This is a genomic window from Methylobacterium sp. Leaf85 (genome assembly GCF_001422125.1).
Classification (GTDB): domain Bacteria; phylum Pseudomonadota; class Alphaproteobacteria; order Rhizobiales; family Beijerinckiaceae; genus Methylobacterium; species Methylobacterium bullatum.
In genome coordinates this window covers 74,184-96,572 of sequence record NZ_LMME01000002.1, presented here as the reverse complement: position 1 = coordinate 96,572, position 22,389 = coordinate 74,184, and the positions used below count along the sequence as shown (strand labels likewise).

The following is a 22,389-nucleotide window of genomic DNA, read 5'->3' as shown; positions in this document are numbered from 1 at the left end:
ACAGTGATCGGCAGGCAGGATCTCACGCTCGCATACTCGGCGGCGGCCAAAATTGTGAGCGATCGGAACGCGAAAGCGTCGTGCGACTATATCGGACGCCCGGATTGCCTCACCAAAAGGCAAAATGCCTATCGAGATTGCAAATCTCGACGCGGCCTGTAAAACTCTCTCTGGTATACCAGGCTCGTGAGCCAGCGATGGCGGCGATGAGCGGCCGAGTGCGCGGTCGAACGGGGGAGGGGTAGGAGAGGATGTCCAACATTGCTGGTCCTGGACGTCGTCTCGGCGACCTGCTCGGATCTCGCCTGTTTCGGCCGATCCTCGCGGGTGCGACGCTGCGCGAGCGTCTCATCGCCTGCCTCGGTGCTCTCCTGGGCATCGCGCTGACCGGCCTCGTCAGCGGCTGGATCGTCGGGGAGGGGCCGCACATTCCCCTGATCGTCGCCCCGATGGGAGCGACCGCGGTGCTCCTCTTCGCCGTGCCGGCGAGCCCCCTCGCCCAGCCCTGGCCGATCATCGGCGGTAACACGATCTCGGCCCTGATCGGCGTCACGGCGGCCTATTTCATCCCCAACCCCGTGCTGGCCATCGGCGTCGGCGTCTCGCTCGCCATCGCGGCGATGTCGTTCACGCGCTGCCTGCATCCGCCGGGCGGTGCCGCCGCCCTGACGGCCCTCATCGGCGGGCCGGCCATCGCGTCCTCCGGCTTCCTGTTTCCCTTCGTCCCCGTCTGCCTGAACTCCCTCATCCTGGTCGGCCTCGGCATCGCCTTCCATCGGCTGTCGGGGCGGCAATATCCGCATGTTCCGCAGGCGGCGCCCGTCAACGTCCATGGGACGGCCGACCTGCCACCTCCGCTCCGCGTCGGCTTCAATGCCCGCGACGTCGACGCGGCGCTCCAGTCCCTGAACGAAACCCTCGACATCGACCGGACCGACCTGGATCGGTTGCTCCGCGAAGTCGAGAGCCAGGCCATGGCCCGCGCCCATGGGGAGCTCGACTGCGGCACGGTCATGTCGCGGGACGTGGTCACGATCGGCGTGAACGACTCCGTCGCGAAGGCGCGCGACCTGCTGCTCAAGCACAACATCCGGACCCTGCCCGTGATCGACGGCGCCGGCCGGCTCGCCGGCACGCTGGGCCTGCGCGAACTCGCCTTGCGCGGTGACGGGGCCATCGCGCAGGTGATGTCGACGGCCAGGACCGCCATGGCGGACGAGCCCGTGCTTTCCCTGGTCGAGACGCTGAGCGACGGACACACGCATGCGGTGGTGGTCACGGCCGAGGATCGCAGCGTCCTCGGGATCGTCACCCAGACCGACCTGCTGGCGGTCCTGATGCGCTTGGTCTCCGCCAAGGCCCTCGAACCCACCGGCCCGCAGACGTCGTGAACGGCCCGTCGGCGGGGAGGGCATGGCCCGGTTGTTGCCAGGGAGGTGCTTTCCTCCCACCGTACCAGCACGGGTTCGGGCCGATGCACGACACGCCGCTTCTTCTCAACCTTCTCTACGCGATCCTTATGGCGTCGAGCATGATGATCACGTGGCAGGTTCACCGGCTTCTCGGCCGCGCCTGAAGGAGACGCGGCCAGCGTTGCGATCAGAGGTTCTTTTCCAGAACCTTCACCACGGCATCGACCCTGTCCTTGAAGTCGGCGACGTTGGAGAAGGGCCGCCAGTTCACGTCGAGGGTGCCGCCCTCGAAGGTCAGCCCGTTGGGGTAGTTCGAGGCCGGCGCGGTCTTCTCGTCGAACCGGATGCGGATCGCCTTGAGCTTCTGGGCAAGGGCGTCCCGGCCCATCTTGTCCTTGCCGACCTCCTTCAACCCGGCGGCGATGGGCTCGAAGATCGTCTTCCCGAAATAGCCTTCGTCCGCATAGTACTTGGCATCGCCGGGGATCGTCAGCTGGTCCCAGGCGACCTCCACCGGCACGGGCATGCCCGCCGCGTCCTGGATCGCCTTCTCGTAGGCGGGATAGCGGTCCTGGCGGTAGGCGGCGATCGCCCGGCGCTCGGCGAGGCCCACCGTCGGTTCGGCCCAGGCCGCCGATGCGGTGAGCAGAACGAGGGCGGTGGCTTCGAGAACGTGGCGGCGTGACATCATGCGGCGGTTCCTTCGTGGTGCTTTGGCCCCGGATCACGGGCCTGGGGTGACGGTTCGACGGCCGGAGCGAGGAGCCTTCAGGAGGCCGCGCGCCGGTTGCGGATCATCCCGGCGATGCCCAGCACGATGATTGCGGCCAGCGCCCCAGTGATCGCCAGGAAGGTGAGGGTGCGGTTCCACAGCCGGTCGAGGCCGAGATCGGTGGTGACGAGGTCGGGACGGCCCGCATCGGCCATCACCCGGATGCTGTAATCGCCCACATGCAGGCCGGTGAACACGTAGTTCACCCGGCGCGCCACGGTGCCGGTGGGCGTGCGCAGGTTCAGCGTCGCGTCGCAGATGTGGATCACGATCTTGGCACTGCACTTGCCGTCCGTCACCCGCGCGTCGGCGACGGGATGGGCCGTGTCGCGGACCTGCCAATCCGAGAGCAGCGGCGGCGCCGTGTAGACGAGGCAGGCGCCGAGGAGTCCCGCGAGCGCCGCGAGGCCGAACAGCGTCCAGAATATGTTGCCCCAGCCCTGGCGGGGAGGGGGGAGGCGCAAGGTGTCCGGGCTTTTCGCGGAAGCGGTCATGGGTGCGGGCCTCACGTGGCTCTGGCGTCGGGGGTGGAGCGGGCCGGGGATGAGCCGGCCTCGGCGAGGACGCGGCGCGCTTCCGCCGCGTGGCGGTAGCGGCCGATCAGGTCGGCGAAGTCCTGCAGCGTCATCTTCCGCGGCAGGCCGGCCCTGATCGTGACGATGCGGCGCTTGGGGTCGAGGCGGATCTTCCGGCCCCCCGGCACAAGCTGCGGGAACGGCGCTTCCGGCGGCAGGAGCAGGCGCGTGACGATTCCGGTCTGCTGCAGGGTCATGTCGAGGTCGGCCATGTCGTCCCAGGGGATGGGCCGGTCGAGGCCGGGGATCACCAGGGCTTCGGGCCGCAGGATCATCGTGGTCCGCTCACCCCGCCACAGCCTGAACAGGCCGAAACCCGCAAGCCCGGCCCCGCAGGCAAGGGCTACCGCCGCCACGAGGCGCGCTTCCCAGGCCGACAATCCCGGAAAGCCGAGGGTCACCAGGCCGAGGGCAAAAGAGGCGAAGAGCAGTCCGGTGACCGCGAGGACGATGGCGCCGGGCCGGCTGTTCTCGCGCAGCACCCGCTCCTCGGTGCCGATCGCCGCCGCCGTCGCTTCGAGATGCGCCCGTACGGCCGCGTCATGCTCCTCCACGGCCCCCCGGAAATCCGCCGTGGCCGTCCGGCACAATCCGGCGGGGTCCGCGAAATAGGCGGCGAGTTGGCCCAGCGCGTGGGGCGGCGGCACGATGGCCGCGGCGGCCAGGAGTTCGGCGTCGAGGGTTCTGCCGAGGGCGGCGATGCGCTCGCGGGTCGGCGGATGGGTGTCGGTGGGGTGGGGCTGCTCGGCCTCCAGATGCGCGGCCGGGTCGTCGAGGCCGCGCGCGATCACGTGATCGAGGATGGCGGCGACGAGATCGGCGGGGGCCGATCCGGGTTTCTCGGCGGCGGCATCGAGAATCTCGGCGATGCGGGGCTGAACCGCGCCGGTGCGGAGCAGCGCCCGCGCGGCGGCATCCGCCGAGGTCGGTCCGGCGCCCGCGGCGTCGGCGGCGAATTCCCGCGCCCGGCTCCAGTGCCGCACGGCGAGGTGGAACCGCTCCATCACGAATGCGCCGAGGCGCAAGGACGGGGTCAGCAGCCCGAAGGATCCGGCATGCCCTTCCGCCACCGCGTCGAGGGAGCGTCCGACCCCGGCATAGATCGGCAGGAAGCGCTGGCTGTAGGCGGTGTCGCCCCCGGCGTAATGGGCGAGTTCGTGGCCGATGATCGCCGCCACCTCGTCGCCGCGCATCAGGGCGAGGTAGGGCAGCGGGAGATAGAGGATGCGGCCCGTCAGGCGCTCGCCCCCCGGCTCCACAACGGCCGGCCCGGCGCTGACGAAGAATCCTCCGGTGAGGCCCACCACCACGGCCTCGGGCTTGAGCGCTCCCAGCCGTTCGGCGAGCCCCTCGGTGAGACGCCACAGGCCGGGCGCTTCCGCCGGCGAGACGGTCCGGCCGAGGATCGGCAGCGGGTCGGGCTCGAACGCGGCCAGCGCGCGGCGCAGGCCGAGGACGGTCGCGCCCGCCGTGACGAGGACGGCCCCGACGGCCACGGCGGCGATCATGAGCAGCTTGATCTCTCCGCTGCCGAGACCGGGCCTGGCGAGGATGCCGGCCTCGAAGATCACGGCGGCGACGAACCCTCCGGCGGTGAGGAGGACCTGGATGGCGAGGATGGGAGGCAGCAGCCGTCGCACCAGGGAGAAGCCGCCCACCAGCACGTCCCGCGAGGCCCGCCCCATCGATCCCAGCACGGCGCCGGCCAGGAGGACGAGGACGGACAGGGCCGCCGCGATGCCCCCGGCCGCGATGACGACGGGCGGCAGCGTCCGGCGCCAGTCCATCAGCAGGGTCAGGGTCGCGGTCTCGTCGCGCGCCGCCCGGGCCTGGACCAGGGCGAGGGGGCCGCCATAGCTTTGCCCGTTGCGGCGGAACTGCATGCGGTAATCGATGCGGCCGTCCCGTGGCTCCCGCGCCTCGAGATCCTGGACGATCCGCGTCAGGTGCAGGCGTTCCGCATCGAGATCGGCCCAGTCGGCGGCGGCGCGCTCCTGCTCCCAGACCCCGAGCAGCATGACGGCCAGGGGCAGCAGGACGGTGGCGGCCACGAGGCCGGCCAGCGAGCGCAGACGCGATGGTGCGCGCGTAATCGTAGCGTCGGCGATGCCTGCCTCCCGAGATGTGTCTTCGCACAAACGGGCATGGGCATAGGCGACTTCCTAGGAAAAATCACCCTTCGAGGCGCACGCCCGATCCAGACGGCCTTCTGGAAACTCTCCCCATGGCGAGGTGGAGGGCGACGCCAGACCGCCCGCTGGCCAGAATGCCCCCTGGAATGAGGCATGAAACTTTTTTGTATGAAGCTCCGTATGCGCGCGGATGAATCTCAACCTCTTTCCGGGTTTCTCCACCCCCGTGCTCGCCTCGACGGAGGCCGCCCTGATCGCCGCCGACGCGGCGTGGATCGCGGAATTGGCGAGCGTGTTCGGATCCGAGAGGATCGACGAGATGGCGGCCCAGCGCGCCGGCCGGGGCGAGGAGGGAAGTCGCCTCCGATCTCTCTACGATGCGCGCGAGCGTGCGTTGGCGGCATGGCGCGCCGCGCGCGGCATGGATTAGCCGCGCTGGCCGGTCCTATTGGGTTCAGAGACGATAGCTACCCGTCGTCCCCGATCCCGCGAGGCTGACGCCCTTCTTCGACGCGCGGTGTCCGTCGCCATAGGTGGGGGGCGCGTAGCCCTGTCGCGACTGCCGATGGATCGCGTCGCCGAGATCGCCTGCGACCTGCCGCAGGGTGGTCGCGTGGCACGAGGCGGCGACCCGCGTGGCGAGTTCGCGGGTATGGCTCCGGCCATAGAGGAAGGCGGCGAGGCGGGCGCGGGTCCGCTCGGGGATCGTGGCCATCAGCGCGGGGATCGCGTCGGCGTGGGCACGGTAGATCTGTCCGAGCTCGTCGCCGGAAACAGGGCAGTCGTCGTTGAAATCTTCGATGCCGATCGAACGGGCCTGGAACACTCGGGTACCTGCAAGTTGGGTTGCCCCATCAGTGCGGCGCCGTGGTTAACGAATGGTGTCCATCCCGGCCGATCGGTGGGAAGTCATTAACAGACGGTCGGTCGGCAGACCTTCACCGGCCCGGTGTCGATCGATCCCGTCGTGTCGGGGTCGCGGCTGAGCGAGGCGTGAGGACCGGGCTGAGGGGCGGTCTTGGGGATCTTCATCAGCTGGAAGGCGCACACGCAACAGAGGGCCAGCGAGGCCAGCCAGAGGGCACAGCGTGCGGTTTTGACAGTTTGTTTCGACATGGCCGCCAGGGTGGGCCCGATTGGTTAGCCAATGTTGAACACCGGTCTGCAGCCGACCGAGGCGTCATCCCCGCCGCAATTCGGCGGCCAGACGCTCCGCATCGCTACGCATCAGGGCCAGGAAATTCTGCGCCATCGGTCCCGAGCGCAGGTGATAGAGGGCGTGGACATCCGCCGACAGGATCGGCGAGACGACGGGCCTGTAAGTGACGTTCGCATGGGCGAGCTTCGCCACGAATTCCGGGATCAGGGCGACACCGAATCCCGCCGCCACGAGGCTGGTGAGCGAGGCGGCCTCCACCGCCTGCTGCGAGATGGTCGGATAGAAGCCGGCGCCGATGCAGCATTGCAGGATGTGCCTGGCAAACAGCGAATCGCGTAGGCGCAGGAAGACGAATTTCTCGTCCTTGAGTCGGCTCAGGGTCACCGAATCGCTCACGATCCCGTGGCCCTTGGGCAGGACCACGGCGATCCCCTCGCTCCAGGCCAGTTCGCTCAGGAGGTCCGGGTCCTGCGGCGGCGTGCGCAGGAAACTGATGTCCGTCTGCCCCGATTTCAGCGCGGCGATCTGCTTGTCCGGCGACATTTCGTGGATCTGGATGTCGACGCCGGCGAAGGTCTCCTGGAATTTATGGATCAGTCCGCCGAGCGGTCCGGCGAGCATCGAGCCCGTCAGGCCGACATTGAGCACGCCGACGCTGCCGCAGCCGATGGCATGCGCCCGCTCGGTGGCGTCCTGCGCGCTGTGGAGAATGGCCCTCGCCCGGACCAGGAAATCCTGGCCCGCCTGGGTGAGCGAGACGCGGCGGGTCGTCCGCTCCAGCAGGCAGGTTCCGATCTCCGTCTCCAGATCGCGGATCTGCTGGCTCAATGGCGGCTGCGCCACGCCGAGGGCCTCCGCAGCCGCCGTGAAACTCAGCTTTTCTGCGACGGCGACGAAGTAGCGGAGGTGGCGCAGTTCCATGGCCGCCATTCATATGTGGAAGCTCTTAATGGCGACGAAAGAGATATTTGACGGCCGGCGCGGGTCGAACAATGCTGCACTCGGCGATTGGCGACGGCATGCCGCACCCGGGTGAGTCCCCCCGACGTGGCGCGGTCACATCGACGACCCTTCCGATGCACCGGGGCCGGGCACGCGGAGCGACGAACGGCCTGAAGCAACGGTTGGAGGTTCGCATGCAGCGCTTCTTTGCGTCCCTGTTCGGTCAGGTGGTCGCGGCCCTCGTCCTCGGGATCGTTCTCGGCATCGTATGGCCGGATTTCGCCGTCGCCCTGAAGCCCCTCGGCGACGGGTTCATCAAGCTGATCAAGATGGCGATCGCGCCCCTGGTCTTCGGTGTCGTCGTGCATGGCATCGTCGGGGCGGGGGATCTGCGCAAGGTCGGCCGGGTCGGTCTCAAGGCGCTGATCTATTTCGAGGCGGTCACGACCGTGGCCCTCGTCCTCGGCATCGTCCTCGCCTACGCGTTCGCGCCGGGGGCCGGCATGAACATCGATCCCTCCACCCTCGATGCCAAGGCCATCGCCAGCTACACCGACCGGGTCGGGCAGGTGACGGGCACCGTCGACTTCCTGATGAAGATCATCCCGACCACGATCGTCGACGCCTTCGCCAAGGGCGACATCCTCCAGGTCCTCATCATCGCGATCCTGTTCGGTTCGGGACTGGCTTTGCTCGGCGAGCACGGGCAGCCCCTGGCGCAGAGCATCGAGCGGATCACCGCCGTCCTGTTCAAGATCATCGGCTTCATCGTGCGGCTGGCCCCCCTCGGCGTCCTCGGCGCCGTCGCCTTCACCGTCGGCAAGTACGGCATCGGCTCCCTGCGGCAGCTCGGGATGCTGGTCGTCCTGTTCTATGTGGGCGTCGCCTTCTTCGTCTTCGTCGTGCTCGGCGCGATCCTGCGCGCGGCCGGCTTCAGCATCCTGAAGCTCCTGGCCTATCTGCGCGAGGAACTCATGGTGGTGGCGGGCACGGCCTCCTCCGACAGCGTGCTGCCGCAGATCATGCGCAAGCTCGAACGGCTCGGCATCCGCGATTCCACCGTCGGCCTCGTGATCCCCACGGGCTACTCGTTCAACCTCGACGCCTTCTCCCTCTACCTCACCCTCGCCACCGTCTTCATCGCGCAGGCCACCAACACGCCCCTGTCCTTCGGGCACCTGATGCTGATCCTCGGCATCGCCCTCCTGACCTCCAAGGGCGCACACGGCGTCCCCGGATCGGCCATCGTCGTCCTGGCGGCGACTCTGTCGGCGGTGCCGGAAATCCCGGTGATCGGGCTGGTGCTGGTTCTGTCCATCGACTGGTTCGTCGGCATCGCCCGGGCCCTCGGCAACCTCATCGGCAATTGCGTGGCGACGGTGGTCATCGCCGCCTGGGAGGGCGATATCGACCGGGCGCAGGCCCACCGCGTCCTGAACGGAGAGGTCGCCACCGACACGGCGGCGGTGCTCGATAGCCCCCTCGCCAAGGCGTAGGCTCAGGGTGCGCATCCGGCGCTGCGCCCGCGACGACGATGGTCCGGACGGGCCGCATGACCTGTTGGAGACGAGCCCATGACCGCCTCTTCCTACAACCCGCCCTGCGGGGGCCTGCCGCCCCAGACCGCGCTGATGACCGGACGGGCCGTGTTCACGGAAGCCTATGCGGTCATCCCGAAGGGCGTGATGAGTGACATCGTCACCAGCGTGCTGCCGTTCTGGGACGACACCCGCGCCTGGATCCTGTCCCGGCCGCTCTCCGGCTTCTCCGAGACCTTCGCCCAGTACCTGATGGAGGTCGCCCCCGGCGGCGGCAGCGAACGCCCGGAACTCGATCCCCGCGCCGAGGGCGTGCTGTTCGTGGTCGGCGGTCATGCCAGCCTCGTCCTCGACGGGGCAACACATGCCCTGCGGCCGGGCAGCTACGTCTATCTGCCGCCGGGCGCCGCCTGGACGCTGCGCAATGGCGGCGACGAGCCGACCCGCTTCCACTGGATCCGCAAGGCCTACGAGCCCGTGCCGGGCATCGACGTGCCCCCCGCCTTCATCCGCCACGATTCCGAGATCGAGCCCCGGGGCATGACCGGTACGAACGGCGTCTGGGCCACGACCCGCTTCGTCTCTCCCGACGACGTGCGCCACGACATGCACGTGAACATCGTGACGCTCCAGCCCGGCGCCTCGATCCCCTTCGAGGAGACCCATGTTATGGAGCACGGGCTCTTCGTGCTCGAAGGCAAGGCGGTCTATCGGCTCAACCGCGACTGGGTCGAGGTGGAGGCCGGCGATTTCATGTGGCTGCGCGCCTTCTGCCCCCAGGCCTGCTACGCGGGCGGCCCCGGCCCCTTCCGCTACCTGCTCTACAAGGACGTCAACCGCCACCCGGCCCTGACGCCGCGCAGGATCGGGTGATGAGCGCCCGCCACATCGTCGCCCGCCCGCTCACGCCCGAGGCCTTCACCCCGTTCGGGACGGTCATCGACAAGGCGGCCGTGGATCCGCGCCCCATGAATGCGGGCATGGCCCGCCGCTTCCACGATCTGGCGGAGGTCCGCGCCCTCGGCGAGGACGCGCGGGTGGTGATCGGCCTCGTGGAGGCCCAACCCTATCCCCTGCCGCTGAGCGTCGGCCTCGTCGAGCGCCATCCCCTCGGCGCGCAGGCCTTCGTGCCGCTGAATGCCGCGCCGTTCCTCGTCGTCGTCTGCCCCGACGAGGACGGGCGGCCCGGCCCGCCGCAGGCCTTCGTCACGGCGCCGCACCAGGGGATCTGCTACGACGTCGGCACCTGGCACGGCGTGCTGACCCCCTTCGGTGCCCCCCAGGAGTTCCTGGTGGTCGATCGCGGCGGGACGGGCATCAATCTCGAAGAGGTCCGGCTCGACGAGCCCTGGACGGTCGCTCTGCCGACAGCGTCGGAAGGATAAGCCGCCGCGATGCCCCTGAGGGCATCGCGAGCCGGACCTCCCGAGACCTCAGGAGCCGAACTTGTAGTTCAGCCCAACCCGGACGACGCTTCCCTCCGACCGGAAGCGCGAGGTCGCTTCCACCAGGGACTGGCCGAGTCCGCTGGAACTCGTCAGCGGGACGCTGCGCTTGCCGAGATCGTAATGCAGGTATTCCACCTTCAGCGTCACCGCGGAGGACCGGAAGACGTTGAGGACACTCTCGGTCGGCAGGGCGTATTCGATGCCCCCGCCATAGGCGAAGCCGGTCTCGAGACGGTCGATCCCGCCGCCGAAGAGGTCGAGGGTCGGGACTCCCGCCAATTGAAAGCTCGTCGCGCTCTGGTAGTTCACGTTGCCGTAGGCGAGACCACCGGTGCCGTAGACCAGGACGCGATCGAACGCGTAACCGAGCCGGCCGCGCACGGTGCCGAGGAAATCGAGGCTTTGCCGCGTGGTGGTGACCACGGCCGAATCGCTGCCCGAACCGAAGAGGCTGCGCGACCTGCGCTTGGTCTCGTCGAGATCGGTATAGGCGATATCGGTCTCGATGCCGAGGACGAGGCCCGCGCCGGGGGTGAGCTGGTAATTGTACCCGGCCTGACCGCCGGCCACGAAGCCCTGCTGACGTGAGGACAGCGAGGCGATGCCAGAGCGCTCGATGAAGAAATCGGTGCCGCTGCCATTCACCGAGGTCGCCGCCGTGCGGACGGTCTGCCGGTCGGTGAAACCGTATCCGGCCTGCACGCCGGCATAGAAGCCGGTCCAGCTGAAAGCCGGGACAGGCACGAAGACGGGCGGCGGTGCGGAACGACGGGGCAGGTCCGCCGCAGCCACGGTTCCGGTCATCAGCCCGATCATCGCGCCGACACCCAACACAATCTTCGCCATCGTCCCCTCACCGCCTCCACTGAGGCAGCGACGTGAATCATAGGCGTGATCCTGGGATAGTGCCGGGAAGACACAATTTCGGAACGACCGTCCGAAATTCTTAACCAAGACGCGACGTGGCTGACTCTCCCTCGTGGCGGTACAAAAATGCCACTGTCATGTGCCCGGCGACCGGTTTCCACAGCCCGTTAGAGCCGCTCCTCGACGAAGGCGCGCATGAGCAGATGCGCGACCGCCATGGGCGGCGGCACGGTCAAACCCTCGCCATGGGTGCCGGCGATCATCGCGGAGACTTCGTCGCGGGTGAACCAGCGGGCATCCGCGAGCTCGGCCGGATCGATGGTGATCGCATCGTCCAGGGAGTCGGCCGCGCAACCGATCATCAGCGACGACGGGAACGGCCAGGGCTGCGAGGCGTGGTAGGCCACCGCGCCGATCCTCAGCCCCGCCTCTTCGAGGGTCTCGCGGCGGACCGCGTCTTCGATGGTCTCGCCGGGCTCAAGGAAGCCGGCGAGGCAGGAATACATGCCCTCCTTGAAGCGCGGCGAGCGCCCGAGCAGGCAGGATTCTCCCCGCCGGATCAGCATGATCACCACGGGATCGACGCGGGGGAAGTGATGCGTCTCGCAGGTCGGGCATTCGCGGCGGAAACCGCCGGCGGCGAAACGGGTGGCGGTTCCGCAATTGGCGCAGAAGCCGTGGCGGGCATGCCAGGCCAGGATCGATTTCGCCGTGGCGAGAAGGCCGAGCTCGTGCGGCGCCACCGCGTTCTCGGCGGCAAGGCTGCGCAGGTCGGTGGTGCGGAAGCCGGGATCGGACTCGTACCCGTCGGCGGCCTCCGGCGAGACCGCGCAGGCGAAGACGGGGGCACCGTCGAGGCGGCCGAGGAACAGCGTGAGATCGGCGTGGCAGGCGCTCGCCGCCTGCCCGGAGGGGAGGAGCGCCGTATCGCCGGCAAGGACGATGCGGTCCCCCGCCACGAGCACGATCCGAGCCTCCGGCGCGTCCGGCTTCGGCACGAGGTCGCTGCTCTCGGCCGAATGGCGGACGAGCCGGCTCTCCGCATAGCCGAGTTGGTCGAGGCGCGCGCTCATCAGGCGGCCGCGAACAGGGCGCCGATGCGCTCGATCATCTGGGCGCGGGCGTGGTGCGGATAGGGCTGGCCCGTGCCGACGCCCCAGACCGGCGAGGGCCAGGCCGGATCGGACAGGAAGCGCCCGATCACGTGGACATGGAGCTGCGGAACGACGTTGCCCAAGGCGGCGACGTTGACCTTGTCGGGCTTGGCGAGGGTCAGCATCACGCCGGTGGCGATCCGGATCTCGTCCATGAGGTCGCGCGCATCCTCCGCCGACAGGTCGGTGAGTTCGCTGGCACCCGTCCGGCGCGGCACCAGGATCAGCCAGGGAAACCGGGCATCGTCCATCAGCAGGACGCTGCACAAGGCGAGGTCGCCCACCGGCACGGTGTCGGCGACGAGGCGCGGGTCGAGGGTGAATTCGTCTGTCATCGCCGCTCAAGCTGGGATGCGTCGGGAATGCGGAGTTCTCGCCGGTTCGGCCTCGTAAGTCACGCGGGCGCGGGCCGCTCGGTGTCGAGGAAGCGGAACAGGGCCGGCGCGTTGGCATGCGCCACGTTGAAGCGCAGCCACGGGGTCGGCTCCTGATCGGCGCGGAACAGGTGTCCGGGAGCGAGCATGATGCCCTTGGCGGCAGCCCTTTGCGCGAGGCCGGCCGTGTCCGGATCGCCGCCGAAGCCTGCCCATAGGAAGAGCCCGTTGGCGGGGCGGTGGAACAGCGACAGGCCTACCGAGAGCAGGGCGTCGGCCACAATCTTCTGCTCGGCGGCGAGCTTTTCGCGGAGCCGCGCGATGTGGAGGCGGTACTGGCCTTCCGTCAGGATCGAGTGGACGATGCTCTCGGAAATCTCCGAGCTCGTCAGGCTCGCCGCCATCTTCATGCGCAGGAGCCGCTGCGCATTCTCGGGGTTGCAGGCGAGATAGCCGACCCGCAGGGCGGGCGAGATGGTCTTCGAGAAGCTGCTGACGTGGATGACGCGCGCGAGCTGGTCGAGGCTGGCGATGCTGGGCGCCGTCTCCTCGACGAAGCTCGCATAGATGTCGTCCTCGACGATCTGGAAGTCGTGTTTCTCGGCGATGCGGAGGATCTGGTAGGCGGTGGCCGGCGAGCAGGACGTGCCGGTGGGGTTGTGGAAGCTCGTATTGGTGAAGAACAGCTTCGGCTTGTGCCGCTCCGCCAGTGCCTGGAGCGCGGGGATCGACGGCCCCTGGAGGGTTCGCTCGACGCCGACGATGGTCACCCCCATGGCGTGGAGCGAGGGGTAGAGGTTGCAATAGCCGGGATCGTCCACGAGGGCGACGTCGCCCGGCTGCAGGAAGGTCCGCATGGTCAAATCGAGGGCCTGGCTCGCCCCGTGCGTCAGCAGGATCTGGTCCGGCTCGCAATCGATGTTGCGCTGGGCGAGGAGCAGCTGGATCGCCCGGCGCAAGGGGGCGTAGCCGAGGGGATGCCCATAGCGCGAGACCAACCGGTCGGGGCGCCGCGCCAGGGCGGCGAGGGCCTGCTTGATCCCGTCGGCGAACAGGTGGCTGTCGGGCAGCCAGCCGCAGCCGGCTTTGACGGGCAAGGCGTCCTCCTCGTAGACCCGCTGGAGCAGCCAGCCGGAATCCACCGAGATCTGCACGGGTTTCCGCCGAGGGACGACGGATTTGCGATCAAGCAGCCGGGCCGAGACGAAGTATCCGCTGGCGCGCCGGGCTTCGAGCAGGCCGTCCGCCACCAGCCGATTATAGGCGTTCGAGACGGTGAGCGTGCTCACGCCGCACTGAACGGCGAGCTTGCGCACCGAGGGCAGTCGGGCGCCCGGCGCCACGCTTCCGCTGCGGATGCGCTCGGAGACGGCCTCCACCAGCTGAGCGACGAGGGGGGCGGTGCTGGCGGGGTCGAGGCTGATCATGGGCCGTCATCCACGGGCGAGGCCGGACTCGGCGATCCGACTGTATGGGCGGGTGAACAGATACAGCTGCGCGTGCCAACCCGCCAACTGTCGATAGTCGGTCGCGCCGGGCCGGGCGATAACGCAGCGCGGCGAGGGTCGGGTTCTTGCATCGCGGATCGGCGGAGAGACACATGGACCATGCGATCATCGACCAGGCGGCGGACCGGCAGCTCAATGTCGAGCCGTACTGGATGCCGTTCACGCCCAATCGCCACGTGAAGGCCGATCCGACGCCGCGCATCATCACCTCGGCGAAGGGCGCCTATTACCGCACCGCCGAGGGGCGCGAGCTGTTCGACAGCCTGTCGGGCCTGTGGTGCTGCCCCCTCGGCCATGCCCAGCCGCGGATCGTCGAGGCCCTGCGCCGGCAGGCCGAGACGCTCGATTACTGTCCCGCCTTCCAGATGAGCAACCCGGTGACCCTGCGGCTGGCCGAGCGCATCGCCGACATGGCGCCGGACGGGCTGGACCGGGTGTTCTTCACCAATTCCGGCTCGGAGGCCGTCGATACCGCCCTCAAGATCGCGCTTGGTTATCACCGCCTGCGCGGCGAGGCCGGCCGCTTCCGCATGATCGGCCGTGAGAAGGGCTATCACGGCGTCGGCTTCGGCGGCATGTCGGTGGGCGGCATGGTGGCCAACCGCAAGATGTTCGCCACCGCCATGATCCAGGGCGTCGACCACCTGCGCCATACCCACGATTACGCCGAGATGGCCTTCTCCAAGGGCCAGCCCGCCTGGGGCGCGCATCTCGCCGACGACCTCGAACGGATGGTGGCGCTGCACGATGCGGGCACCATCGCCTGCGTCATCGTCGAGCCGCTGCAGGGCTCGGCGGGGGTCATCGTGCCGCCGCTGGGCTATCTGCAGCGCTTGCGCGAGATCTGCACGCGGCACGGCATCCTGCTGATCTTCGACGAGGTGATCACCGGCTTCGGCCGCCTCGGCGCGCCCTTCGGCGCTGACCGTCTCGGCGTGATCCCGGACATGATCACTTTCGCCAAGGGCATCACCAACGGCATCGTGCCGATGGGCGGCGTCATCGTGCGGAAGGAAATCTACGACACGTTCATGACCGGGCCGGCCGCGGCGGTGGAGCTGTTCCACGGCTACACCTATTCGGGCCATCCCCTGGCGGCGGCCGTCGCTCATGCCTCCCTCGACCTCATGGAGGAGGGCGACCTCTTCGCCCGCGTGCGCGAGCTGGAGCCGATCCTCGAGGGGGCCGTCCACACGCTGCGCGACGAGCCGGGCATCAAGGACATCCGCAATTTCGGCCTGACGGCGGCGGTGGACCTCGAACCGACACCGGGCCAGCCCGGCGCGCGCGCGCTGCGGGTCTTCGAGCGCGGCCTGCGCGAGGGCATCCTCCTGCGCTTCACCGGCGACACCATCGCCATGGGGCCGCCCTTCATCTCGACCCCCGCCGAGATCACCGGCATGATCGAGATGCTGCGCGGCCTCATCCGCACTGAGGCCTGATCGGCGGCGGTGCTCACCCGATAGACGGCCCGTGACCCGTTCCATTCTCTTCAAAGGTTGAACCGACATGCCCCTGATGCGCTTCGATATCCTGGAAGGTCGCACCGATTCCGAACTGAAGACGCTCCTCGACGCCGCGCACGAGGCGATGCTGGAGGCGTTCAACGTCCCGCCGGGCGACCGCTACCAGATCGTCACCGAGCACAAGCCCTCGCGGATGATCGTCGAGGATACTGGGCTCGACATCCCGCGCACCAAGGACGTGGTGGTGGTCCAGATGATCACCCGGCCGCGCGGAAAGGAGAAGAAGCAGCTGTTCTACAAGCTGCTGACCGAGAAGCTCGAAGCCGCCTGCGGCATCGCCCCGGCCGATGTCATGGTCTCCACGGTGGAGAACACCGACGAGGATTGGTCCTTCGGCCACGGCCGGGCGCAGTTCCTCACCGGCGAGCTCTGACAATCGGTTTATCGGATTTCTCAGCGGTTGCTCAAACCAAAGTCGATCATCCTATCCGACCCCCTCATCCTGAGGTGCCCTTTGCGCGAGCAAAGGGCTTTGAGGGAGCCCTCCAGTCATCACGCGATCCCTGGAGGGCTCCTTCGAGGCCGCTACGCGGCACCTCAGGATGAGGTAAAGCCTTGGAAAAACAACTCAAACAGGCCCTGGGCGGGGTTCGCAACGAGGGTCGCCGCTTCTGCGGCCTGAAACCTGCGACGCGCCATAAGGACTGAGCGAGGTGAAGCGGCGGCTTGCCGATGCGAACCCGCTCGGGGCGCCAAGCCCATTCCGGACCCTACCCCGACCCTCTACGGAACGCCGGCCATGCATGTCCTGATCCTCGGTGGCGGTGTCGTCGGCGTCACGTCGGCCTATTACCTGGCCAAAGCCGGCCACCGGGTCACCGTGCTGGAGCGTCAGCCGGCGGCGGGGCTCGAGACGAGTTTCGCCAATGCCGGCCAGGTCTCGCCGGGATATTCGGCGCCCTGGGCCGCTCCGGGCATCCCGCTGAAAGCCATGAAGTGGCTGATGATGCGCCACCGGCCCCTGGTGGTCTGGCCGAGCTTCGAGCCGCGTTTCTACGGCTGGCTCGCCCGGATGCTGGCGAATTGCACGGAGGAAGCCTACCAGCGCAACAAGGGCCGGATGGTGCGTCTGGCCGAATACAGCCGCGACGTGCTGCGCGACCTGCGCGCCGAGACCGGCATCAGTTACGACCATCGCGAGCAGGGCACGCTCCAGCTGTTCAGGACGCAAAAGCAGCTCGACCATGTCGGGGACGACACGCGCGTCCTCGACGCCTATGGCGTTCCCTACGCGGTGCTGGACCCCGCCGGCTGCATCATGGCCGAGCCGGCCCTGGCGCGGGTGGCTGGGACCTTCGTCGGCGGTCTGCGGCTCCCCGGCGACGAGACCGGCGATGCGCATCTGTTCACCCAGCGCCTCGCCGCGCTCTGCGAGGGCCTCGGCGTGGTCTTCCGCTACGGCACGGCCATCACCGGTCTGCGCAGCGAAGGCGACCGGATCGGCGGCGTGGCGACGGCAGCGGGCGAGATCCTGACCGCCGACGCCTATGTGGCGGCCATGGGCAGCTACACCCCGGCTCTGCTCCGGCCCTTCGGCATCGACCTGCCGATCTATCCGGTGAAGGGTTACTCCCTCACCCTGCCGGTCACCGATGCGGAGGCGGCGCCGGTCTCGACGGTGATGGACGAGACCTACAAGGTCGCGATCACCCGGCTCGGCGACCGCATCCGGGTCGGCGGCACCGCCGAACTCGCCGGCTTCAGCGCGGTCCTGCGCGGACCGCGCCGGGAAACCCTGGTCCGCTCCGTGGGCGACCTGTTCCCGGCGGGCGGGGATCTCTCGCAGGCGAAGTTCTGGACCGGCCTGCGGCCGATGACGCCGGACGGTACGCCCATCGTCGGCGGAACGCGTCTGCCGAACCTCTATACCAATACCGGCCATGGCACCCTGGGCTGGACCATGGCCTGCGGCTCGGGTCGGGTGCTGGCCGACCTCATCTCCGGCCGCACGCCGGACATCGCCACGCCGGACCTCGCCGTCAGCCGCTACGCAAGCGGTGCCTGACGATGGGGCGATGCCCCCTCGCGCCGGGGCGCGAGGGGGTGGGGCGGGGCGGCCTATTCGGCCGCGTCGACGTAGAGCTTGCCGCCCTCGGCCTGGAACTCGGCGGATTTCGCCGCCATTCCCGCCTCGCGCTCGGCCTGGCTCATGGGGGTGGCCTCGCCCAGCACCTGTCCGGCCGCCTCCATGGCGAGCACCTCGGCGCGCAGATCCTGCGTGATCTTCATCGAGCAGAATTTCGGGCCGCACATGGAGCAGAAATGCGCGACCTTGTGGGCGTCCTTCGGCAGGGTCTCGTCGTGGTAGGCGCGCGCCGTGTCGGGATCGAGGGACAGGTTGAACTGGTCCTCCCAGCGGAAGTCGAACCGGGCGCGTGACAGAGCGTCGTCACGCAGCTGCGCCGCCGGATGGCCCTTGGCGAGATCGGCGGCATGGGCCGCGATCTTGTAGGTGATCACGCCTTCCTTGACGTCGTCGCGGTTGGGCAGGCCGAGATGCTCCTTCGGGGTGACGTAGCAGAGCATGGCGCAGCCGAACCAGCCGATCATGGCGGCGCCGATGCCCGAGGTGATGTGGTCGTAGCCCGGTGCGATGTCGGTGGTCAGCGGGCCGAGGGTATAGAACGGCGCCTCGCCGCACTCCTCCAGCTGCTTTTCCATGTTCACCTTGATCTTGTGCATCGGCACGTGGCCGGGGCCCTCGATCATGGTCTGGCAGCCCTTGTCCCAGGCGATCTTGGTGAGTTCGCCGAGGGTCTCGAGTTCCGCGAACTGGGCCGCGTCGTTGGCATCCGCGATGGAGCCGGGGCGCAGGCCGTCGCCCAGCGAGAACGATACGTCGTAGGCCCGCATGATGTCGCAGATCTCGTCGAACCGCTCGTAGAGGAACGATTCCCGGTGCCCGGCGAGGCACCAACGCGCCATGATCGAGCCGCCGCGCGAGACGATGCCGGTGACGCGGCGAGCGGTGAGCGGCACATGGGCGAGGCGCACGCCCGCATGGATGGTGAAGTAATCGATGCCCTGCTCGGCCTGCTCGATGAGGGTGTCCTTGAAGACCTCCCAGTCGAGCTTCAGCGGATCGCCGCCGACCTTCTCAAGCGCCTGGTAGATCGGCACGGTGCCGATGGGGACGGGCGAGTTGCGCACGATCCAGGAGCGGATGTTGTGGATATTTCGGCCGGTGGAGAGATCCATCACCGTGTCGGCGCCCCAGCGGGTCGCCCAGACCAGTTTCTCCACCTCTTCCGCTGCCGACGAAGTCACGGCCGAATTGCCGATATTGGCGTTGATCTTGACGAGGAAGTTGCGGCCGATCGCCATCGGCTCCACCTCGGGGTGGTTGATGTTGGCCGGGATGATGGCGCGGCCGCGCGCCACCTCGTCGCGCACGAATTCGGGGGTGATGAAGGCGGGGAGCGACGCGCCGAAGCTGTTGCCGTCGGCCAGTGCGGTCTGCGCGCCTTCCAGCATCGTCTCGCGGGCGAGGTTTTCGCGGTGAGCGACGTAGATCATCTCCTCGGTGATGATCCCGGCTTTGGCGAACTCGTACTGCGTCACCATCTGGCCGGGGCCGGCCTTGCGGATCTGGCGCGTCGCCGGACAGGGGGCGACGAGCTTGTCCTCCGGCACGAAACCGTTGTCCTCGGGCTTGACCGCGCGCGGCGTGATCGTGGCGTAGCCGCGCTTGGCGATCCACGGGTCGCGGAGCAGGGGCAGGCCGGCGTTCAGGTCGATCCGGGCATCGGTCTCGGTATAGGGACCCGACGGATCGTAGACCCGCACCGGGGCCTCCTTCGGATCGCTCAACGTGACCTCGCGGAACGGCACCCGGATGTCGTCACGGCCTGCCACGCTCGCATAGACCTTGCGCGAGCCCATGATCGGGCCGGTGGTCACCGCTTGCGGCTGCCCCTTGGCGGGTTCTTGTCCGGAAAGGTCTTTGGGGAGGACGGGTGCGTTCATTTCGGATTCGCTCCTGGCGTGGGAGGCGATCCGGTTCGCAACGGTACGTCAGGACGACGGGCACCCGCTCGTCTGGAGCAGACAACCCAAGCGTAGTTCCCGTCCCTCCGCCGGTATGAGCCGGATCAGGTTCAAGGGTCAGGGCTGCGGCCCTATCTCAGCCCCCTGAACGGGGCCCCCCTCGGAACGATTCGAAAGTCTGCGCTCGCGCCCGCTTTGTCAATCTCGAAGGCAAATATCCCAGCGCGGCTGAAAGGCGGTTCCGTTTCCTTCCCGGCGGCGCTCGACCGCCCCTCGATGCCCGCGTGTTGAGTGCCATTGTCGGACATGCGGTTTTAATCCCCGGAAATCGACAATGATCATGCCGTCATATTAGATATTCAAACCAACAGACTTGATGGAGCTTTCTCGAATAGCTGCGCGTTGCCAGTCCTGATGTCCCGAAGACAACCAGGCTGGTGTTCCATGAACAAAGTTATTCTCGCCTCCGCCGCGCTGCTCGGCGCGGTCGCGTTCGTACCGTCCTCGGCCGATGCCCGTGAAGGCGGTGGCTGGGGTGGCGGCGGTGGTGGTGGCGGCGGTGGTGGCGGCGGTGGTGGTGGCCGCATGAGCGCTGGTGGCGGGCTCGCCGCTGCGGGTGGCGGGGGGCGAGGCTGGGGCGGTGGCGGCATCGGTGGCGGCGGACTCGCCGCGGGGGGGGCTGGCCGGGGAGGCTGGGGGGATGGACGTGGGCAGGGCATAGGACAGGGCGGCGTCGGTCGCGGCCCGATCGTCGGCGGTGGCTATGGCCGCGGCGGCGGATTCAATCGTGGTGGCTACGGCTACAATCGTGGCTACGGCCGAGGATATGGCTATGGCGGTCTCGGCCTCGGATTGGGTCTAGGCCTCGCGGGCGCCGGTCTCGGCTACGGCTACGGCAGTAGCTATTACGGCAACGATTACTACGACGGCGGATATTACCGCGGCGGCTACGCGCCGGCCTATTATGGAGGTGCGGTAGAGGTTCAGCAGGATGTCGGCGGGTCCGACCAGGACGTGGCCTACTGCATCCAGCGCTTCCGGTCCTACGATCAGCGGTCGGGCACCTATCTCGGCAATGACGGCCTGCGTCATCGCTGCCCGCAGTAACGCCTTTCGTCCTGGCGCGATTGCCTGACCCTCACCGAGTCCGGAAGCCTCGCAGCCCCTGCCGCGGGGCTTCGTCGCATCTATGGCCCCGCGTCTGCTCGGCAGAGGAGGGACGACGTCGAGGCTCGAGGTTCTGTCACCGGCATCCGGAACCCGCGTCCACCTCCGAAACGGCGCATCTTCCGGTGCCGGGCGGCATGGCGTAACGCCCTATCATGATGGCTTCCGGTCCTCTCCTCGCTCCCGACGACATCGCGCATGTCATTCAGATCGCGCTCGCGCCCGCCTTCCTGCTAACGGCGCTGGCGACGCTGCTCAACGTCTTCTCCACGCGCCTGGGGCGGGTGGCCGACCGGGTGGATGACGCCGCCGACCGGCTGCAGAAGGCGGATGCGGACGAGGCCGCCCACCTGTCGTACCAGCTGGCCTATCTGCGTCGGCGCTCCTTCATGCTCGATGTGGCGGTGGTCCTCGCCTCGTTCGGCAGCATCATGACCGGCATTGCGGTGCTGACGCTGTTCGTGGGGGCCTTGCGCGATGCAGCCACGGCCTCCGTCCTGTTCGGCTGCTTCGGAATCGCCCTGGTCTGCACGGTGGCGGCCATCGTCGCCTTCCTCATCGAGATCCTGATGGCGGGCCGCCGCGTCCGGGACGAAGTCGACCGCCAGACGGTCGAGGCCTCGGACCGTGAAGCGGGCGGACCAGAGATCCCCCGTCGCTCGCCTCGCCCGGGGCGGTCCTGACCGGGGCCGGCGACCTCACGTCCCGGCGGGCGTGTCGTCATGCGTGTCGAGCCAGCGCACGGCGCCGCCGAGGTCGAAGCCGCGCTCCCGGCCATAGGCCAGCAGGTCATCGCGGCGCAGACGCCCCGCCAGCACTTCGGACAAAGCCCACAGGGTCAGCGAGCGCGAGCCGCTGCGGCAATGGGCGAGGACCGGGCCGGGTGCGCTCTCCACGGCCTCACGGAAACGCGCGACGTCCTCCTGGGTGATGCCCGGGCCGGTGACGGGGATATGGAGATAGGCGAGTCCCGCCGCCTCGGCCGCCGCCGCTTCGGCAGCGCTGCCCAACTGGTCCGGCTCCTCGCCTTCGGGACGGTTGTTGATGAGCAGGGCAAAGCCCTTCGTGGACAGGTCCGCGATCTCCGCCTCGTTCGGCTGGCCGGAGACCGACAGGCGGGGCTCGATGGGCGTGATCGTCATGGGGCCTCTCTCGTTGGCTGCCTTCGCGCCGTGCGGCTTCCGCTTGCCGGGGGAGGGCGCTCTGCCGGGGACGAACGGGGCATGTTCATTCCACCGCACCGCCCATCGTGAACCCGCGACGGGGCTCGTCCGTTTCCAATCCGATCCCTCAACCCGCCTTCAGGACGACCACCATGGCCGATGCAAGACAGATCGTCGATGCGCTCGTACGCTCACGCAAGGGCGGGATCGCCGCCACGGCCGCCCTCGGTGGCCTCGCCCTCGTCGCGGGTCTGGCGCTGCGGGCACTCCGTCCCTCCGCGGCGTCCGAGACCCCCGATCTGAGCCAGGTCGGCGAGGACGAGGCGCGCGTCATGCTGCGCGCCATGGTGGCCGCGACTTTGGCCGACGGCATCGTCGACCAGCAGGAGCGCCGGCGCCTCGACGCGGCGGTGGAAGCCGCCGGCATCGACCGGGATGGCCGCGCATGGCTGGAGAAGGAGCTCACCGACCCGGCCGAGATCGACGAACTCGCCGAGCGCGTGGAGTCGCCGGAGCAGGGCGCACGCCTCTATGCGGCGGCGCGTCTCGCCATCGATGCCGACACGCTGCAGGAGCGGGAGTTCCTGAAGCGCCTCGCCGAGGCCCTCGACGTCCCGCAGGACGTGGCCGCGCGGGTCGCTTCCGGGCTGGAAGCGGTCTGAAAC

22 protein-coding genes and 1 riboswitch are annotated in these 22,389 nt (G+C 68.6%); of the genes, 11 read left to right on the top strand and 11 right to left on the bottom strand.

The window, feature by feature from the left end; genetic code table 11:
• The first annotated feature begins 251 nt into the window (after window positions 1-251).
• A complete protein-coding gene (locus ASF08_RS03000; protein ID WP_056141144.1) occupies window positions 252-1,391 on the top strand; it encodes an HPP family protein in 1,140 nt (379 codons plus the stop codon).
• Between the two features lie 208 nt (window positions 1,392-1,599).
• Here the strand turns inward: ASF08_RS03000 and ASF08_RS02995 are convergent, their stop codons facing one another.
• From ASF08_RS02995 to ASF08_RS02985, 3 genes are all read right to left on the bottom strand, one after another.
• Window positions 1,600-2,103 carry a hypothetical protein gene (locus ASF08_RS02995; protein WP_056141141.1) on the bottom strand — a complete coding sequence of 168 codons (504 nt, stop codon included), beginning with the start codon at window positions 2,101-2,103 and terminating at the stop codon, window positions 1,600-1,602.
• Between the two features lie 77 nt (window positions 2,104-2,180).
• The gene (locus ASF08_RS02990) at window positions 2,181-2,678 is read right to left on the bottom strand and encodes a hypothetical protein (protein WP_018045553.1); all 498 of its coding nucleotides are present in this window, start codon (window positions 2,676-2,678) and stop codon (window positions 2,181-2,183) included.
• Between the two features lie 11 nt (window positions 2,679-2,689).
• Window positions 2,690-4,777: a M48 family metallopeptidase gene (locus ASF08_RS02985; protein WP_056141364.1), complete on the bottom strand. Its 2,088-nt coding sequence runs from the start codon at window positions 4,775-4,777 to the stop codon at window positions 2,690-2,692.
• 304 nt (window positions 4,778-5,081) lie between these two features.
• Here ASF08_RS02985 and ASF08_RS02980 point away from each other — a divergent pair, with 304 nt between their 5' ends.
• A complete protein-coding gene (locus tag ASF08_RS02980; RefSeq protein WP_018045551.1) occupies window positions 5,082-5,321 on the top strand; it encodes a hypothetical protein in 240 nt (79 codons plus the stop codon).
• A 24-nt stretch (window positions 5,322-5,345) separates the two neighbouring features.
• Here ASF08_RS02980 and ASF08_RS02975 read toward each other — a convergent pair whose 3' ends face one another.
• Window positions 5,346-5,717, bottom strand: coding sequence for a hypothetical protein (locus tag ASF08_RS02975; protein ID WP_056141138.1), 372 nt, complete (start codon window positions 5,715-5,717; stop codon window positions 5,346-5,348).
• Between the two features lie 354 nt (window positions 5,718-6,071).
• Window positions 6,072-6,971, bottom strand: coding sequence for a LysR family transcriptional regulator (locus ASF08_RS02970; RefSeq protein ID WP_056141135.1), 900 nt, complete (start codon window positions 6,969-6,971; stop codon window positions 6,072-6,074).
• A 215-nt stretch (window positions 6,972-7,186) separates the two neighbouring features.
• Between ASF08_RS02970 and ASF08_RS02965 the strand changes: the two genes are divergently transcribed.
• From ASF08_RS02965 to ASF08_RS02955, 3 genes are all read left to right on the top strand, one after another.
• Complete coding sequence (locus ASF08_RS02965; RefSeq protein ID WP_056141130.1) at window positions 7,187-8,488, top strand: dicarboxylate/amino acid:cation symporter; 1,302 nt, start codon at window positions 7,187-7,189, stop codon at window positions 8,486-8,488.
• A 78-nt stretch (window positions 8,489-8,566) separates the two neighbouring features.
• Window positions 8,567-9,403 carry a bifunctional allantoicase/(S)-ureidoglycine aminohydrolase gene (locus ASF08_RS02960; RefSeq protein ID WP_056141128.1) on the top strand — a complete coding sequence of 279 codons (837 nt, stop codon included), beginning with the start codon at window positions 8,567-8,569 and terminating at the stop codon, window positions 9,401-9,403.
• A complete protein-coding gene (locus ASF08_RS02955) occupies window positions 9,403-9,915 on the top strand; it encodes an ureidoglycolate lyase (RefSeq protein WP_056141124.1) in 513 nt (170 codons plus the stop codon). Before ASF08_RS02960 ends, ASF08_RS02955 begins: the two co-directional genes overlap by 1 nt.
• 48 nt (window positions 9,916-9,963) lie before the next feature.
• Here the strand turns inward: ASF08_RS02955 and ASF08_RS02950 are convergent, their stop codons facing one another.
• The 4 genes from ASF08_RS02950 to ASF08_RS02935 all read right to left on the bottom strand — a co-directional run bounded on the left by ASF08_RS02950 (window position 9,964) and on the right by ASF08_RS02935 (window position 13,800).
• Window positions 9,964-10,824: an outer membrane protein gene (locus ASF08_RS02950; protein WP_056141121.1), complete on the bottom strand. Its 861-nt coding sequence runs from the start codon at window positions 10,822-10,824 to the stop codon at window positions 9,964-9,966.
• A gap of 188 nt (window positions 10,825-11,012) precedes the next feature.
• Window positions 11,013-11,918, bottom strand: coding sequence for an NAD(+) diphosphatase (gene nudC / locus ASF08_RS02945; RefSeq protein ID WP_056141119.1), 906 nt, complete (start codon window positions 11,916-11,918; stop codon window positions 11,013-11,015).
• Complete coding sequence (locus tag ASF08_RS02940; RefSeq protein WP_056141116.1) at window positions 11,918-12,334, bottom strand: HIT domain-containing protein; 417 nt, start codon at window positions 12,332-12,334, stop codon at window positions 11,918-11,920. Before ASF08_RS02940 ends, nudC begins: the two co-directional genes overlap by 1 nt.
• Window positions 12,335-12,393: 59 nt before the next feature.
• On the bottom strand, window positions 12,394-13,800 hold the full coding sequence (locus ASF08_RS02935; protein ID WP_056141114.1) for an aminotransferase-like domain-containing protein: 1,407 nt from the start codon (window positions 13,798-13,800) through the stop codon (window positions 12,394-12,396).
• A gap of 173 nt (window positions 13,801-13,973) precedes the next feature.
• On the opposite strand from ASF08_RS02935, the gene ASF08_RS02930 reads away from it, so the two are divergent.
• The 3 genes from ASF08_RS02930 to ASF08_RS02920 all read left to right on the top strand — a co-directional run bounded on the left by ASF08_RS02930 (window position 13,974) and on the right by ASF08_RS02920 (window position 17,412).
• Window positions 13,974-15,323, top strand: coding sequence for an aspartate aminotransferase family protein (locus ASF08_RS02930; RefSeq protein ID WP_056141110.1), 1,350 nt, complete (start codon window positions 13,974-13,976; stop codon window positions 15,321-15,323).
• 67 nt (window positions 15,324-15,390) lie between these two features.
• Window positions 15,391-15,780 (top strand): tautomerase family protein, encoded by a 390-nt coding sequence (locus ASF08_RS02925; RefSeq protein WP_056141108.1) that lies wholly within the window; start codon window positions 15,391-15,393, stop codon window positions 15,778-15,780.
• Window positions 15,781-16,146: 366 nt separating this feature from the next.
• On the top strand, window positions 16,147-17,412 hold the full coding sequence (locus tag ASF08_RS02920) for a D-amino acid dehydrogenase (RefSeq protein WP_056141106.1): 1,266 nt from the start codon (window positions 16,147-16,149) through the stop codon (window positions 17,410-17,412).
• A 53-nt stretch (window positions 17,413-17,465) separates the two neighbouring features.
• On the opposite strand, the gene thiC is transcribed toward ASF08_RS02920, so the two are convergent.
• The gene (gene thiC / locus ASF08_RS02915; protein WP_056141096.1) at window positions 17,466-19,373 is read right to left on the bottom strand and encodes a phosphomethylpyrimidine synthase ThiC; all 1,908 of its coding nucleotides are present in this window, start codon (window positions 19,371-19,373) and stop codon (window positions 17,466-17,468) included.
• 85 nt (window positions 19,374-19,458) lie between these two features.
• Window positions 19,459-19,565: riboswitch (TPP riboswitch) on the bottom strand.
• A gap of 273 nt (window positions 19,566-19,838) precedes the next feature.
• Here thiC and ASF08_RS23645 point away from each other — a divergent pair.
• Entirely contained in the window at window positions 19,839-20,501 is a 663-nt protein-coding gene (locus ASF08_RS23645) for a BA14K family protein (protein ID WP_082473027.1), read from the top strand.
• A gap of 215 nt (window positions 20,502-20,716) precedes the next feature.
• On the top strand, window positions 20,717-21,244 hold the full coding sequence (locus tag ASF08_RS02905; RefSeq protein WP_056141089.1) for a DUF2721 domain-containing protein: 528 nt from the start codon (window positions 20,717-20,719) through the stop codon (window positions 21,242-21,244).
• A gap of 15 nt (window positions 21,245-21,259) precedes the next feature.
• Here the strand turns inward: ASF08_RS02905 and ASF08_RS02900 are convergent, their stop codons facing one another.
• Window positions 21,260-21,703 carry a TIGR01244 family sulfur transferase gene (locus ASF08_RS02900; RefSeq protein WP_056141086.1) on the bottom strand — a complete coding sequence of 148 codons (444 nt, stop codon included), beginning with the start codon at window positions 21,701-21,703 and terminating at the stop codon, window positions 21,260-21,262.
• Between the two features lie 173 nt (window positions 21,704-21,876).
• Here ASF08_RS02900 and ASF08_RS02895 point away from each other — a divergent pair, with 173 nt between their 5' ends.
• The gene (locus ASF08_RS02895) at window positions 21,877-22,386 is read left to right on the top strand and encodes a DUF533 domain-containing protein (RefSeq protein ID WP_056141083.1); all 510 of its coding nucleotides are present in this window, start codon (window positions 21,877-21,879) and stop codon (window positions 22,384-22,386) included.
• Window positions 22,387-22,389 lie beyond the last annotated feature (3 nt).

Coding starts and splice junctions, on each gene's coding strand:
- ASF08_RS03000 (WP_056141144.1), top strand. CDS start 252: ATGTCCAACATTGCTGGTCCTGGACGTCGTCTCGGCGACCTGCTCGGA.
- ASF08_RS02995 (WP_056141141.1), bottom strand. CDS start 2,103: ATGATGTCACGCCGCCACGTTCTCGAAGCCACCGCCCTCGTTCTGCTC.
- ASF08_RS02990 (WP_018045553.1), bottom strand. CDS start 2,678: ATGACCGCTTCCGCGAAAAGCCCGGACACCTTGCGCCTCCCCCCTCCC.
- ASF08_RS02985 (WP_056141364.1), bottom strand. CDS start 4,777: ATGCTGCTCGGGGTCTGGGAGCAGGAGCGCGCCGCCGCCGACTGGGCC.
- ASF08_RS02980 (WP_018045551.1), top strand. CDS start 5,082: ATGAATCTCAACCTCTTTCCGGGTTTCTCCACCCCCGTGCTCGCCTCG.
- ASF08_RS02970 (WP_056141135.1), bottom strand. CDS start 6,971: ATGGAACTGCGCCACCTCCGCTACTTCGTCGCCGTCGCAGAAAAGCTG.
- ASF08_RS02965 (WP_056141130.1), top strand. CDS start 7,187: ATGCAGCGCTTCTTTGCGTCCCTGTTCGGTCAGGTGGTCGCGGCCCTC.
- ASF08_RS02960 (WP_056141128.1), top strand. CDS start 8,567: ATGACCGCCTCTTCCTACAACCCGCCCTGCGGGGGCCTGCCGCCCCAG.
- ASF08_RS02955 (WP_056141124.1), top strand. CDS start 9,403: ATGAGCGCCCGCCACATCGTCGCCCGCCCGCTCACGCCCGAGGCCTTC.
- ASF08_RS02950 (WP_056141121.1), bottom strand. CDS start 10,824: ATGGCGAAGATTGTGTTGGGTGTCGGCGCGATGATCGGGCTGATGACC.
- nudC (WP_056141119.1), bottom strand. CDS start 11,918: ATGAGCGCGCGCCTCGACCAACTCGGCTATGCGGAGAGCCGGCTCGTC.
- ASF08_RS02940 (WP_056141116.1), bottom strand. CDS start 12,334: ATGACAGACGAATTCACCCTCGACCCGCGCCTCGTCGCCGACACCGTG.
- ASF08_RS02935 (WP_056141114.1), bottom strand. CDS start 13,800: ATGATCAGCCTCGACCCCGCCAGCACCGCCCCCCTCGTCGCTCAGCTG.
- ASF08_RS02930 (WP_056141110.1), top strand. CDS start 13,974: ATGGACCATGCGATCATCGACCAGGCGGCGGACCGGCAGCTCAATGTC.
- ASF08_RS02925 (WP_056141108.1), top strand. CDS start 15,391: ATGCCCCTGATGCGCTTCGATATCCTGGAAGGTCGCACCGATTCCGAA.
- ASF08_RS02920 (WP_056141106.1), top strand. CDS start 16,147: ATGCATGTCCTGATCCTCGGTGGCGGTGTCGTCGGCGTCACGTCGGCC.
- thiC (WP_056141096.1), bottom strand. CDS start 19,373: ATGAACGCACCCGTCCTCCCCAAAGACCTTTCCGGACAAGAACCCGCC.
- ASF08_RS23645 (WP_082473027.1), top strand. CDS start 19,839: ATGAACAAAGTTATTCTCGCCTCCGCCGCGCTGCTCGGCGCGGTCGCG.
- ASF08_RS02905 (WP_056141089.1), top strand. CDS start 20,717: ATGATGGCTTCCGGTCCTCTCCTCGCTCCCGACGACATCGCGCATGTC.
- ASF08_RS02900 (WP_056141086.1), bottom strand. CDS start 21,703: ATGACGATCACGCCCATCGAGCCCCGCCTGTCGGTCTCCGGCCAGCCG.
- ASF08_RS02895 (WP_056141083.1), top strand. CDS start 21,877: ATGGCCGATGCAAGACAGATCGTCGATGCGCTCGTACGCTCACGCAAG.